The 13,139-nt window shown below is 69.3% G+C and carries 10 protein-coding genes and 1 pseudogene; 5 read left to right on the plus strand and 6 right to left on the minus strand.

The window, feature by feature from the left end:
• Positions 1-78 precede the first annotated feature (78 nt).
• From A3Q37_RS13655 to A3Q37_RS13665, 3 genes are all read left to right on the plus strand, one after another.
• Positions 79-996 carry an ABC transporter ATP-binding protein gene (locus tag A3Q37_RS13655; RefSeq protein ID WP_065483204.1) on the plus strand — a complete coding sequence of 306 codons (918 nt, stop codon included), beginning with the start codon at positions 79-81 and terminating at the stop codon, positions 994-996.
• Positions 993-2,651, plus strand: a complete 1,659-nt coding sequence (locus A3Q37_RS13660; RefSeq protein WP_065483207.1) for an ABC transporter permease — start codon at positions 993-995, stop codon at positions 2,649-2,651. Before A3Q37_RS13655 ends, A3Q37_RS13660 begins: the two co-directional genes overlap by 4 nt.
• A 677-nt stretch (positions 2,652-3,328) precedes the next feature.
• Positions 3,329-3,814 carry a toll/interleukin-1 receptor domain-containing protein gene (locus A3Q37_RS13665; protein ID WP_065483210.1) on the plus strand — a complete coding sequence of 162 codons (486 nt, stop codon included), beginning with the start codon at positions 3,329-3,331 and terminating at the stop codon, positions 3,812-3,814.
• 30 nt (positions 3,815-3,844) lie between these two features.
• Here A3Q37_RS13665 and A3Q37_RS13670 read toward each other — a convergent pair whose 3' ends face one another.
• The 3 genes from A3Q37_RS13670 to A3Q37_RS13680 form a co-directional block, all read right to left on the minus strand.
• Complete coding sequence (locus A3Q37_RS13670) at positions 3,845-6,067, minus strand: TIR domain-containing protein (protein ID WP_079137784.1); 2,223 nt, start codon at positions 6,065-6,067, stop codon at positions 3,845-3,847.
• Between the two features lie 129 nt (positions 6,068-6,196).
• Positions 6,197-6,913 carry a hypothetical protein gene (locus A3Q37_RS13675; protein ID WP_065483216.1) on the minus strand — a complete coding sequence of 239 codons (717 nt, stop codon included), beginning with the start codon at positions 6,911-6,913 and terminating at the stop codon, positions 6,197-6,199.
• Positions 6,914-7,064: 151 nt separating this feature from the next.
• A complete protein-coding gene (locus tag A3Q37_RS13680; protein WP_218064554.1) occupies positions 7,065-8,306 on the minus strand; it encodes a hypothetical protein in 1,242 nt (413 codons plus the stop codon).
• 107 nt (positions 8,307-8,413) lie between these two features.
• On the opposite strand from A3Q37_RS13680, the gene A3Q37_RS13685 reads away from it, so the two are divergent.
• The gene (locus A3Q37_RS13685) at positions 8,414-9,184 is read left to right on the plus strand and encodes a glycosyltransferase family A protein (protein ID WP_065483222.1); all 771 of its coding nucleotides are present in this window, start codon (positions 8,414-8,416) and stop codon (positions 9,182-9,184) included.
• A gap of 597 nt (positions 9,185-9,781) precedes the next feature.
• Complete coding sequence (locus A3Q37_RS13690; protein ID WP_065483225.1) at positions 9,782-10,816, plus strand: MarR family transcriptional regulator; 1,035 nt, start codon at positions 9,782-9,784, stop codon at positions 10,814-10,816.
• Between the two features lie 163 nt (positions 10,817-10,979).
• Here A3Q37_RS13690 and A3Q37_RS13695 read toward each other — a convergent pair.
• The 3 genes and pseudogenes from A3Q37_RS13695 to A3Q37_RS13705 all read right to left on the minus strand — a co-directional run.
• Positions 10,980-11,840: pseudogene (locus A3Q37_RS13695) on the minus strand (protein kinase); the annotation flags it as partial.
• Positions 11,837-12,613, minus strand: coding sequence for a hypothetical protein (locus tag A3Q37_RS13700; protein WP_065483231.1), 777 nt, complete (start codon positions 12,611-12,613; stop codon positions 11,837-11,839). The gene A3Q37_RS13700 and the pseudogene A3Q37_RS13695, both read right to left, overlap by 4 nt.
• Positions 12,614-12,729: 116 nt before the next feature.
• Positions 12,730-13,050, minus strand: a complete 321-nt coding sequence (locus tag A3Q37_RS13705; RefSeq protein ID WP_065483235.1) for a hypothetical protein — start codon at positions 13,048-13,050, stop codon at positions 12,730-12,732.
• Positions 13,051-13,139: the final 89 nt, after the last annotated feature.

The following is a 13,139-nucleotide window of genomic DNA, read 5'->3' on the forward strand; positions in this document are numbered from 1 at the left end:
CCGGGGCTCCGCCGCGTCCCGCTTTCCTTCGGCCACTCTCCCCGGACTGCCCGGGGCCTCCCGTGAGGCTTACGCATCATGACCACAGCGATCGACGTCCAACATCTTCGGAAATCCTTCGGCCGGGCGCAGGCCCTGGACGGGCTTGACCTGTTCGTCCGAGCTGGTGACGTACATGGCTTCCTCGGACCCAACGGAGCGGGTAAGTCCACGACGATCAGGATCCTGCTCGGTCTGCTCCGCGCGGACGCCGGCCGGGTACGCGTGCTCGGCGGCGACCCCTGGGCAGACGCGGTGAGCCTCCACCGGCGGCTCGCCTACGTCCCGGGCGACGTGGAACTGTGGCCGAACCTGACCGGCGGCGAGGCGATCGACCTTCTCGCTCGGCTCCGGGGCGGCACCGGCCCGGTACGCCGTGACGAGCTGTGCGAACGCTTCGACCTGGACCCGAGCAAGAAGGGCCGTACCTACTCCAAGGGCAACCGGCAGAAGGTCGCACTGATCGCTGCCCTGGCCAGCGACGTCGAACTGCTCCTGCTGGACGAGCCGACCTCCGGGCTGGACCCGCTGATGGAAGCGGTCTTCCAGGACTGCATCCGCGAGGCGAGGGCCGCTGGCCGGACCGTGCTGTTGTCCAGCCACATCCTCGCCCAGGTCGAGGCGCTCGCCGACCGGGTCTCGATCATCCGGCAGGGGCGGATCGTCGAGACCGGCTCACTGACCGAGCTGCGTCATTTGACCCGCACCTCGGTCGAAGTCGTCACCGATCGGCCGGCCGAGGCGCTGGCAGCGTTGCCGGGTGTGCACAGGTTCCACGCTGAGAACGGACAGGCCCGCTTCGAGGTTGACGGCAGTCATCTGCCGTACTTGGTAAGGCAGTTGGGTGAACTGGGAGTGCACGGACTCTCGGCGCACCCGCCAACCCTGGAGCAGCTGCTGCTCCGGCATTACGGTGACGAGACCGGCCCCCGCAGCGAGGGGACGGTGGCACGATGACCGCCACGGCTGTCGCCCCTACGATGCCCGCGACCACCGGGCGCGGAGACTCGTTCACCGGGACGGGCACGCTCCTGTGGTTCATGCTGCGCAGGGACCGGGTCCGGCTGCCCGCGTGGACGCTCGGCCTGAGTCTGCTGATGACGTACTTCGCCACGGCACTGGAAACCGTCGCGAAGACACCCGACGACCTGGAGGGGCTGACCGCGTTCTCGTCGAGCCCGGTCGGCGCGCTGTTCGGCGGCCCGGGTTTCGGCTACGAGGCACTCACCCTGGAGCGGTTCCTGGCCAGCCAGTACGGGCTGTACATCATCGTCGGCGCCGGGCTGATGGGGCTGCTCACCATCACCCGCCACACCCGGGCCGAGGAACAGTCCGGACGGACCGAGCTGGTCCGCGCCAACGTCGTGGGCCGCCACGCGCAGCTCACCGCCGCGCTGGGCCTGAACGTGCTGATGGGCGCGCTGGTGGCGGTTCTGATCGCCCTCATGATGACCGGCCGGGGCTTCGACCCGGGCGGATCGGTTCTCTTCGGCGCCGGTATCGGCGCGGCGGCTCTGGCCTTCTCCGGCATCGCGGCGATCACGGTCCAACTGTCGGAGTACCCGAGGGCCGCAGCCGGTATGGGTGGCGTGGCGCTGGGCGCCGCGTTCATGCTGCGCGGTCTCGGTGACATGGCCACCGTCCGGGGCACCGGCCCGACATGGCTGTCCTGGCTCTCCCCGATCGGCTGGTCCCAGCAGACCGCGCCGTACGTCCTCGACCGCTGGTGGCCGCTGGCTGTCTCGCTCGGCTTCGCGGTGGTCACGGCGGCGGTCGGTTACCTCCTGTCGACGCGCCGGGACCTCGCCGCCGGGCTGGTTCCACCGCGTTCCGGGTCGCCGTACGCGGCGAACTGGCTTCGGGGGCCGCTGCCTCTGGCTTTCCGGCTGCAACGGGCCGGGCTGATCGGCTGGAGCACAGCGCTGCTGGCCGCCGGGCTCGGCTATGGCTCGTTCACGCAGCCGATGCTCGACGGGTTCGAGGACGCTCCGGAAGACCTGGTCGCGGTGATGGGCGGTTCACAGGACATGCTCGCCGGCTTCCTGGGGCTGATGGGCCTGACGATGGCGTTCACCGTGGCGATCTTCGCCGTGCTCGCCGTGCAGTCGCTGCGTGCCGAAGAGAACGAGGGCCGCACCGAACCCGTACTCGCCGCCGCCGTCAGCCGGACGGCCTGGCTCGGCGGCCATCTCGTCGTCACCGGCCTGGGAGCTCTCTGGCTACTGCTGGTAGCAGGCTTGGGTATGGGGATCGGGGCAGCGGCAAGTGTAGGGGACGCCGCTCTGGTGGGTGATCTGGTACTCGGCCACCTCGCCCACATCCCGGCCGTCTGGCTGGTGCTCGCACTCGCCGCACTGTTGTACGCCGGGGCGCCGCGGATGCTGGGCGTGGTCTGGGCGGTCATCGGCTACGCCCTGGTCGTCGGCTTCTTCGCTCCGGTCCTGCACATCCCTGACACCGCAGTCCGGCTGTCGCCCTTCGAGCACATCGGCGAGTATCCGCTGGACGACATCGGCGTCGGTGCCATGATCGTGATCACCGTCCTCGCGGCCGGTGCCGGATGGGCGGCTGTAAGAGCCTTCGGCAGACGCGACCTCACGACGGCTGCCTGACCCGGCAGGCGGGTGGGCAGCCATCGGGACCGCCCGCCCGCTGATGGGCACAGCCATGCAGCACCGGGGCGGAGAAGCCCCGACGACCAGAGCGTACGGGCATAACTTCGTGGCCCTTCCCGGACACGTGGTGTGAGAGCCCACCAGTGGGTCGAGCCACCGCTCCTCCTGTCTGTCCGGATCGAGGCCGCATCGATCTCCGGACGTTCCCGGGAGGATCCCCGGAGATTCAGCACCATTCGTGTGCGCATACCGGATGGCCCAACGACTCCGTATGGAGGGCGACAGGAACCGCATGGTTCCCTGGCATCGATGAGGGCCGAGGCAGATGCTTGATCTGTGGCTCAGTCATGGAAACCGGATCGTGGCGTACGGCATCTCGTCGTCGGTCTTGGAGCAACAGGTGTCTTGTTGATCGCAGGAGGAGCGGTCCTCGGAGACAGGTGGGTGCTGGGCATCGGCACCTGGCTCCTGATCGCTGCGATCATGCTGGAGCTGGTCTACCAGCCCTGAGCGTCTAAGGCTCCAGAGAGCCCATGGCTTCACGCACGAGCCCGCTATTGTCGAGTTCTCTACATGCACAGGCATCAGGGGGACCCGGCCGCTTTCCAGCGCCGCGTCCGTGACTGTTCAGCCGCCGCCGCGAGGGTTCCCTTCCGCCGGTCCGAGGACCAGAGGTGAACCCGGCACGAGCCGTCACTCTCCACGAACCGAGGGAACCTGCGGGCGACGTCCTGGGCGGACAGACGTGGGTCGTCTTCGTTTCCCACGCTTCGAAGGACAAGGAGGTTGCGGCTCGCCCGCTCCGGGACGCACTCGTCGGACAGGGGGTGAGCGTTTGGCTGGACGAGGCCCAGATGCGGATCGGGCACAGCCTGCGCCGGAAGATCGACGAAGGCATCAGAGCCAGCCGGTACGGCGTTGTCATCCTCTCGGATTCCTTTTTCGTGAAGGGATGGACCAACCACGAGCTCGGTGGGCTCGTCACCCGCAGCGTGGCCGGTGAACAGTCGCTGTTGCCGATCTGGCACGACCTGGACGCCGATGGTGTCCGGCGGTACAGCCCTACGCTTGCCGACAGGGTCGCGATGAGTACCCGCGACTACTCCGTGGAGGAGATCGCGGAAGCCATTGCCGAGGTCGTACAAGGCGAACGCAACTGATGTGGCCTTCTTGCACAAGGACCGAGCGGGTCAGGGCTCGTCGGTCCCTGTCGGGTGCAGGAGGTCAATTCCGCACAGGGCCGCCAGTTCCTTGCCCGTCGAGGACAGCGGTCCCCTGAGGTCGGCGAGTTGTGTGCGCATTTCGACGGCCTTGGGCCAGAGCCGTTCGTGCTCGATGGCGCTGCGCCCGGGCGGGCAGGTGTCCTCGTGGCGGCGGAGGGCCGAGTGCCATGTCGAGAGGAAGGGGCGGAGGTGTTGGTTGGCCAGGATGAGAGCGATCCGGGGGAGCGCGAGTGGGGGCGGGGACGCGGTCGCTACCCGGTGCAGCACTTCCCGGGTTGTGGCGAACAGGGAGTGCAGTGAGGTGAGGACCTCCCGCAGCGAGCCGTCCTCGGGCCCGAGGGGCTGGACGCCGACCCGGGTGACCAGTTCCACCTGGAGGTCGAACGCGGCGGCGCGTTCGACGGGGCTCGGGCCTGAGCGGGGGAGGTCGAGCGGGGGGAAGGGGGCGGGCATCGGCCGGGGCGGCACGTTGTCGCGGGACATCCGGGTGAGTGGGGCCGCGAGGGTGTGCAGCAGCAATTGCCGCAGGTCCTCTTGGCGGGCGGTGTCCTCGTCGTGCCTTCGTACGGCGCGTGCGAGGAGGGCGTGTGCGGTCCATGACCGGGGGACCTCAGGGTCAGGAAGGAGGGCCCCGGACCCCAGCAGTGTGGCGACGGCATCGGAAACTGCCGGGCCAGCTTCCCACGGGGCGTACGGGTCGACCGAGGCGATGGTGTTCTCCAGGACCGTCTGGGAGAGGGGCGCTGGGGAGGCCAGAGCGAAGAGGCGCAGGACGTCGTCGACCGGCCCGTTCCCGCACAGGGGCCGGGTCAGGAGCGTGGCGGCCAGGGGAATCCGGGAAGGCTCCGACGACCGGCTTCCGGCAGGCGGTGGACCGGGGGAGGCCAGGATGTCGGTGCCGGCGGCGTGCAGCCGGTTCCGGAGCGCGGTGAAGTCGGCGGTGTCGGCCAGGTCGGAGAGGAGGTCGAGGGCGTGGGGGTGCCCGCCCACGTCGTGGACGAGGGCGAGGGCCGTCGCCTTCTCGACCTCGCTCCCGGGGGTGCGGTGCGAGGTGACGAGCCGGTATCCGTCCGCGTCGGAGAGCGGTGGGACGTCGACGGCTTCGGCGAACGATCCGTACCGGAACGAGCGGGTGGTCAGCAGAGTGGAGGCGAGCAGATGGGGGCCGCGCAGCAGTTGCAGCTCCTCCTGGTTCAGCCCGTCGGGCACCCCGTCCACGACCCACAGGCACGGTGCTCCGCGTTCGCCCAGGTGGATCGCGAGCCGGCTGAGGAACCGTACGAGGGACATGTCACCCGTACCGTCCACGCCGAGCGCGTGGCACACGACAGCAACCTGCTCGGTGTAGACGTCCATCGCCGTTGTCGGGAGTGCCCCCTGGGCGGGGTGGAGGTCGAACCAGAACACGCCGCCGGGGTAGGCGGAGCCGAACCGGAGGGCGTACTCCTGGGCCAGTACGGACTTGCCGATGCCGGGCATGCCCCGGAGCTGCGCTGTCCGGCCGGAGCCCGAGCCCGGCTGGGCGACGAGCGGGGCGCGGTGCCGGACGAGGGCCGTGTGTATGCGCCACTGTTCCGTCAGCCGGTCGGTGAAGCGGGCCGAGCCCGTCCTGACCGGAGCGGGCAGCCACGGAACGGAAGGGGCCTCGCGTCCGCCAGCCGCGTGTCCCGCCGCACCGAGCGGCGAATCGATCCCCGCCACGTGCGCGGCGACCTGCCCCGCGAGCCTCAGGAGCGCGTCCGGGACGGAAGGCCAGATCCAGTGCTTGGCGTCTCGGAGTTCGACGGGATGGACGTGATCGGTGGAAAGCTCGGGGTTGATCACGAGCACGCGGCTCCGGGGGTCACCGTCTCGCTGTCCGGCGAGGTACGCGTACGTGAGTTCCCACTGGCAGGCGCGACGACGCGGATACTCCGCGGAGTAAAGGGCGAGAAGGACCTTCGTGCGGGCGAGGGCCTCGGAGATCGAGGCGGTGATCGACGCGAAGTCGTCGACGGCCATGTCGTCGAGGAACACCCGCAGCCCCCGGTCGCGCAGCATGTGGGCGAGGGACCGGGCCTTGTCAGCGTCAGTGCGGCTGTAGCTCAGGAACACGTCCCACTCGGCGACGAGCGCTGGAGCACCGTCGGATGCTGCCGGAGGGACCACGATCAGCCCTTCCCGCAGGGGCTCACGCCTGCGCGCTGACATACCCGCTCAGCCCGGAAAATAGCGGGGGGGGGGGGCGTTGTCTGCCTTGTTCTGTGAGGTGTCCGCAACGCCGGAATGTGTCGGTCGATCTTCACGGTCTCATCATGCGTCATTGCCGGGAAGAAGACCTCACAGGTTCGGCCGAGCCTGTGGACGGGTGGCGGAACCGGTCTCCTGTTGGTGCGGAAGGGACGCGCGTCCGGCCCCGGGGCGCCAGTCGGGTCGGCGCAGGTACTGCTCAGGGTCACGGATGCCCGCAAGGTCTCCCAGCCCGATGACATAGGGCCGCAGGCGATCCTGCAGCTCCTTGAGGTCGGCGCGGAACGCGGCGTTCTCGGGCCACGCCGTTTCGTCCGCGTGCTCACCCTGCGCGGCCGCCCAGGTGTCCAGCTTCGGGTGCCAGGTCTCGAGGAACGGGGCGAGATTGTGGTTGACGACGGTCAGCGCGAGAGCGTAGACGGAGTCGCCCGTAGCCGGCGGCGGCGGTGCGTTACCCGATTCCACGGGTTCCCGGTACAGGTCGACGAGGTTCTTGAGCGAGGCGAGGGCAGCGCGGAGGTTTCCGCCCTCGTCGCTCAGCGGGCGGGTGGCCACGCGGGTGGCGGCCTGGAAGAACAGTCGCTGGGCGGCCTGTCGCGCATCCGCGGTGGGCGCGAAGGTCATCTCACCGACCGGCAGAGTGAGTTTGACTTCCGTCAACTGGGCCGACTGGCGGTAGAACTCGGCCCCCAGCACGAGCGCGATGCCGACCAGTCCACCCACCACGATCGAGAGCGTCTGCCCGCCGGTCCGGGCGATGGAGTACGCGGCGATGCCGACGACCGCGCCGACCAGCCCTGCGAACACCGCCCGCGCCGCTGTCCGGACGCCGGGCCCCCATAACCGTACGGAACGTGCCATGCCGGGATCCCCCTAACCGTCTCCTGTGTACCGACCGACGGTACCGAACGCCATCGGATGGCCTCAACGTATTCCCCTCACACCATCGGTGGCTCCGCTATGTCCGACGGGGTCGGGTGATCAACCACGTACCACCGATCACGAGCAGGGCGAACAGTGCGTGGGCGCTGCCCCACGCACCGATGAGTAGAAGCCGGTCGCGGAGAGGGAAGTCGCCGGTCAGTGTCACCTGAAGTGACCCGACGGCAAAGGCAATGACGGATGAGAAGAGGGCGACGAGTTCGACCGAACGTACGTGGTTGGCCCGTGCCGATTCCTCGTTGTCCTTGAGGGCCCGGTTCAGACGCTCGTCACGTCGACGAATCTCCTCCTCCGATCGTGCCCATCGTTCCTGGTGACGCTCTTCCTGGTCGGCCAGTCGTTGCTGGTGTTCGGCATCGAGCGCGGCACGCTGCCGGCCTTCCACGATTACCTCCCTCTTGGTGAGGTACTGCTCCTGGAGCAGTTTGTGGCTGCCCCGAGTGCCGACGGCGGGCAGCAGGCGTAAGGCGGTGTCGATGCTCGTCAGAGCCGCGTCGTGATCGCCGGTCATGTGATGGCCGGTGGCGAGCCGGAAGTGGAACATGTGGTCGCCGGGATGGTCCCGTACGGCCTCGGCCGCACGATCGCGCAGTAGTTCGCCGTGCCCTTCGAAAGAGGCTGCGAACTGGATGCCGTTGAGACAGATGTCGACGACATGACGGGTGCGGTCGGCGGAGTTCCACGCCTGGTCGAGGAGACTGACAGCGTGCTCGGCGGTGACCGCTGGACTTCCGAAAGCAGCGAAGGAACGCAGTGCCGTGAAGAGTGCGGATTGCCGGTGAGTACCGACGGCGAGCGCAAGCAGCGAGGCGTCGAGGAACCGGTGAAGCTCCTCGAAGAGGAAGTCCGAGCGCAGCTTGCCTGCGTGGTACAGGGTGGAGAAGTAGGCGACGTCCCCGGCCGGGGTGTCGCGCGAGACGATCTCCTCGATACTCTGGGAGAGTTCAACAGCAGACTCGACGCTGTCCTTGGTGATGAACGCGTACCCGAGGGCCCACTTCTCGAGCACCTCGACTCGCGCCTCGCGGGATACGTGCGCGCTGATCCAGAGGGAACAGGCGGCGGCGGTCCGGATGCTCGGCTGCTCGAGAAAGCGCAGCCGCCAGTATCGATCGGAGCAGATCAGATACGGATCGGCGGCGAAGTCCGAGGACCTCACGTCGAAAGGCGGCTCTGTCCCGTCCCGGTGGAGGGCGAGCGCCACCTCCTCGCACACCCGGTCCAGTTCCCGGGAGTCCGAGACGGTCACGCCGTTCAAACGCGCGGTGTACGACCCCGGGTCCATCGGTTTCCCCCTGCTGCTCGCCAGTGCCTTCGACCTGCTTACCACGGCACGATCGGGCGAGGGGTCCATATGATCGGATCATGCAGGTAGACGTGGTGACGGCCGTGCACGCCTCGCATGCAGCCTTCCTTCCGGCGGCATGGGGGTCGCTGCTCGCCCAGAGCCATACGCGGTGGCGGTGGTTGGTGCAGATCGACGGCCCGTCGGACGAGGTGCGGGCTGTCCTGAACGCCTGCGCCGCCACTGAGGACCCGAGGGTGCTCGTCGCCTCCCACGGCACCTACGAAGGCCCGGCGATCACCCGCAACGTCGCTCTGGGCCGTGGCAGCGCCCCCCTTGTGCAGAACGTTGATGCAGACGACGAACTTGAGACCGACGCTCTGGCAGTCCTCGCAACCGCCCTGGATACGCATCCGGACGCCGGCTACGCCGTGGGCTATGCCCGCGACCTGATGGCCGACGGCACACTGGTCGACCACCCTCTGCCGGTTCCGTCCGGTACCCTGCCCCGAGGTGTGCTCCCACGCACCTGGAAGGCGGGCCCCGCCGAGTACCGTGTGCCCGTCCACCCGGCAGGGGTGATGTGGAGACGCCCCCTTCTCCTGGCGCTCGGCGGATGGTCCGCCCTCCGCGGAATGGAGGACACCGGAGCGCTCATGGCAGCCTCGGCGGCCGCAGAGGGAGTCCTGGTCGACGCGCCGACCCTTCGCTACCGCCGACACGCCGCGCAACGATCGAAACAAACATCGAAATTCGCCGGGGGGGGGGCGCAGATAGCGCTTATCCGGGAGCGTACGGCGGTGCTGAGTTCCCTCCCGCCCTGGAAACATGCCTTCTCCGACTTCCCCTGAGGATCTGATGGTCGCCCGGCCGACGAGGATCTCGGGTGCGGTCTTCTCCTTGATGGGGTGCATGGTTCGGTGCACGGTGTGGGAGATGTTCGACTGACGTCCGGCATGTTGCCGTGGCACCTTGGGCGTTGCTGACGTAGTGAAGGAGCGAGGTGGAAGGGCCCTTGTTGAGTTCCGACAAGAGCGTGGGTACCGTCGGCCGGACGAACTACTGTGGCGCCAATGAGCGAGCAGACGGATACTGCGTGCTGGGTCGCGGAGCCTGCCGGTGGACAACCAGTGGACAGACGCCTTTGGACAGTGCGGTACGGGGCGTCACGGCTCAACCCGGTGCACCTGCCCTGAGCAGCGGAAACGTCATGGGACGACACTGTGTGGCATCAGGCGGCAGGATCGCTCACGGTCTTGTAATGCGTAGGTCGTCGGTTCGAATCCGACAGGGGGCCCAGCGTGAAGCCCAGGCCGGATCTCCTCCGGCCTGGGCTTCTGTCGTCGGTCTGACATGGGCGGCGCAGGGCCGTTTATTTCTTGTCCATCAGACCCTTATCGCGGTTCCCTACGATCACGGGCGAGGTCCGAACTCCATGGGGGAACCACATGCTCCGCATCCACTTCAATGACGCGGATCTGGCCAGGACCCGGCTCGCCCCCGCTCCCGACCCGCTGTTCGAGGTGGCGGCGAGCATGCACCGGTTGCAGTCCAGCCGAGGCCGCTGGGCCTACGCCGGGTGGTATCGGGAGGCGCGGCGGGATCTGCGGGAGCAGGGGCTGGAACGGGCGCTGCGGAGTGTTCTGCTGCCCATGTATCCCCGGGCCGCTTACTACCCGGACTTTCTGACGCCGTCCTCCGGGGTGGAGGGGCTGGAAGCAGGGCTGGAGGCGCTGCTGGCCACGCCGTCGGAGCGGGTCTCCGAGGAGGTCGGCATGCTGGACCGGCTCATCGGGGCGCCGGGGTGGGCCGGGCGGCTGGCCGAGCATGAGGTGCGTCGGGAGTTCGTGGGGGTACTGCGTGCGTATTACGGTGCCGTCGTCGTGCCCCATCAGGATCGGATCCAGGCCCGGATCGAGGCCGAGCGGGCGGTGCGGGGCCGGGGACTGCTGCATGGCGGGGTCGAGGGCATGCTCGCCGGGCTCGGGCCCATGTTCCGGTGGTGTCCGCCGGTGCTGGAGGTCGCGTATCCGCGGCAGACGCAGGACCGGGATCTGTATCTGAACGGCCGGGGGCTCACCCTCGTACCCTCGTATTTCAACTGGGGCGAGCCGGTCGCGTTCGCCGATCCCGGGTTGCCGCCGGTGCTCTGGTACTCGCTGCTGCATGAGCCCGCCGCCCGGCCCCTGCGGGAAGAGGATCCCGATCGGTCCCTGGCCAATCTGCTCGGGCGGGCCCGGGCGATCGCTCTGCGGGTGGCGGCCGGTGGGGCCACCACGGGGGAGATCGCCCGTGCGGCCGGGGTTTCGGCGTCCGCCGCCAGCCGGCATGCCACGGTGCTGCGTGATGCGGGGCTCATTACGACCGTCCGCGACGGGCCCGCTGTTCTGCATACGCTCACCCCCACCGGTGCGTCCGTTCTGCGTGCCGCCCAGGGCGCGGCGGGTGACGTGGTCCTGGGCGAGGCCGTTGAGCTGAGCTGACGGGTCTGGTCGCGCCACCGTTCTTCGGGTGGTGCCCCCGGTCCACTGTGGCGGGGGCGAAGAACGGTGGCGGACCGCCGTTTCCACTGTGGCCCGGGCGGGGCGGGCCGGGCCATGCTGTTGCGGCTGAGTGCAAAAGCGCAGGTCAGTGGGGGGTGTGGCGTACGCGGTGGAGCAGGGTGCGGGTGTCGGGGCGGTCGGCGGGTGTCCGGGCCAGGCAGTCGCGGATGATCTCGTTCCAGGTGGGCGGGAGGGCGGGGGACAGCCGGAGCTGCTGGGTTCCGCGGGCGTAGCGGGTCGCTGCGTCGCAGCGGACGGCCGTGGTGTCGCCGGGCAGGGGGTGGGCGCCGGTGAGGAGGGTGTGGGCGAGGACGCCGAAGGCCCATACGTCGACCGATGGCTGTACGCGGGTGCCTCGTTCGTCCATCTCGGGCCAGAGCTGTTCGGGCGGGGTGTGGTCGCGGCTGGTGAAGGGGGGTGCGTAGGCGTGGGTGCCTTCGAGGCGGGCGGCGGTGTTGAAGTCGGCGAGGCGTACGGTTCCGTCGGCCATGACCAGGATGTTGGCCGGTTTGAGGTCGCCGTGGATCCAGCCCGCGTCGTGGAGGTGGGTCAGGCCTTCGCAGATCTGGGTCAGGGTCGTGTTGGGGTCGGTGGGCGGTGTCGTGGCGGTGTGCAGGCAGGAGTCGGCGCGTTCGAGGACCAGGGCGGTGGCGCCGTGGAGTTGTGGGTGCCGGGGGTCGTGGGCGGTGAGGGTGCCGTACAGGCGGATCAGCCGGGGTGAGCGGAGGTGGCCGAGGAGTTCGACCTCGCGCCGGAGCAGGCTGTGCAGGGGGCCGTGGCCGGGGCGGTGAGGTGTACGGGTGTGGGTGGGCCAGATTTTGAGGGCGGCGGTGCGGGGGGTGCCGTGGGTGCGGTGTGCGGCGTACACGGTGGTGAAGGCGCCCGAGGCGAGGGGTTCGTCGACTTGCCAGTCGCCGATGCGGTAGCCCCGGGGGACGGTGACGGTGTGCCGGCCGGTTCTCATGCGCATCCCTCGTACGTGCGGGAGGCACGGGAGATGCGGGACGTGTGGGAGGCGCTGGAGGCCAGCACGATGAGGTCGTCCTCGCGCACGAGGTCGAAGCGCAGGGCGAGGGAGACCAGGGCTTCCTTCTTGCCGTTGGCGCGGCGGCCGGGTTCGGCGGTCTCCGGGCCGGGGCGTACGCGCAGTTTGAGGGCCAGGTAGTCGATGTTCCAGTAGACGGAGGACCGTTTGACGGTCGGCCAGGAGGGGCGCAGCCGTTGGACGAGGTGGTCGACGGCGGGCGTGGGGGCGTGGGGTTCGCCGCGCAGGCGGGGTTCGCACAGGGCGGCGAGGACGGCGAAGTAGCGCTTGGTGCGGTCGAGGCTGAAGGCGGGGGTGGTCGCGGAGCCGGGGAGTTCGTGGGCTTCCGGTCCGGTGAAGATCTGGCGGGGCGCCCAGACGTCGAAGGCCAGGAGGTCGCCCGCGGCGGGCAGGACGACGCGGGAGAACTCGAAGGCCACGGGGGCGTCGACGCGGCCGGGGGCGACTTTGATGTGCTCGCCCGCGCCTTCGGGGTTCTCCACCACGTAGGTCTGGTCGGCGCTGCGGTTGGTCAGGAGCCAGAAGTCGCGTTGTGCGGAGATGTCCCCGGCGATGCGGGGGACGCCTTCGTGGGCGATGGTGAGGCCGCCGGGTGTTTCCCGTCGGCCGAAGGTGAGGCTTTCGCCGGAGGCGATTCTGATCTGGCCGCCCGGGCGCGCGCATGCCGGAGGTACGACGATGACGCTGTACATGGACTTGTCCCCTCGTCAAGCCATGAGGGCCACCCTCCCCCGGTCCATCAATGGGGGAGGGTAGGCGAGGTCGGCGTATGGGTAAAGGGGGGTGGGGTTCGGCGTGGCGCGGGTGTTCAGGCGCGGTTCGGGGCGCCGATGGTCAGCTCCACCTCGTCTTCCTTCTGTGCGATTCCCTTGACGGCCCAGGTGCTGTCGTCGATGGGGGTGCCGGCCGCGGTGGTGTAGGCGGCGACCGTGAGGGTCGGGCCGGTCGGGGACTCGGTGTGCAGCTCTGCCGCGGTGGCCGTTCCGTCGGAGAAGCGCAGGTGTGCCTCGATCGGCTCCGGGGTTGCCGCGAAGGCCGCCGGGTGGGGCAGGCCCTGGAGGCGGCAGCGCGCGCCCGGGAACAGGTGGGTGTGCGTGCAGAGGGCGAGGTAGGCCTTGGGGTGGGGCATGCGGGGGTCTCCGGGGTGGTGCTCGGCGCTGGGGCTGGTGTCACGCCGTGCGTCGTGTGCGCGGCGCTTGCGTCAGTACATCCGGTGGG

The organism is Streptomyces sp. PTY087I2 (assembly GCF_001687325.1).
Taxonomy (GTDB): domain Bacteria; phylum Actinomycetota; class Actinomycetes; order Streptomycetales; family Streptomycetaceae; genus Streptomyces.

Coding starts and splice junctions, on each gene's coding strand:
- A3Q37_RS13655 (WP_065483204.1), top strand. CDS start 79: ATGACCACAGCGATCGACGTCCAACATCTTCGGAAATCCTTCGGCCGG.
- A3Q37_RS13660 (WP_065483207.1), top strand. CDS start 993: ATGACCGCCACGGCTGTCGCCCCTACGATGCCCGCGACCACCGGGCGC.
- A3Q37_RS13670 (WP_079137784.1), bottom strand. CDS start 6,067: ATGTCAGCGCGCAGGCGTGAGCCCCTGCGGGAAGGGCTGATCGTGGTC.
- A3Q37_RS13685 (WP_065483222.1), top strand. CDS start 8,414: ATGCAGGTAGACGTGGTGACGGCCGTGCACGCCTCGCATGCAGCCTTC.
- A3Q37_RS13690 (WP_065483225.1), top strand. CDS start 9,782: ATGCTCCGCATCCACTTCAATGACGCGGATCTGGCCAGGACCCGGCTC.
- A3Q37_RS13700 (WP_065483231.1), bottom strand. CDS start 12,613: ATGTACAGCGTCATCGTCGTACCTCCGGCATGCGCGCGCCCGGGCGGC.
- A3Q37_RS13705 (WP_065483235.1), bottom strand. CDS start 13,050: ATGCCCCACCCCAAGGCCTACCTCGCCCTCTGCACGCACACCCACCTG.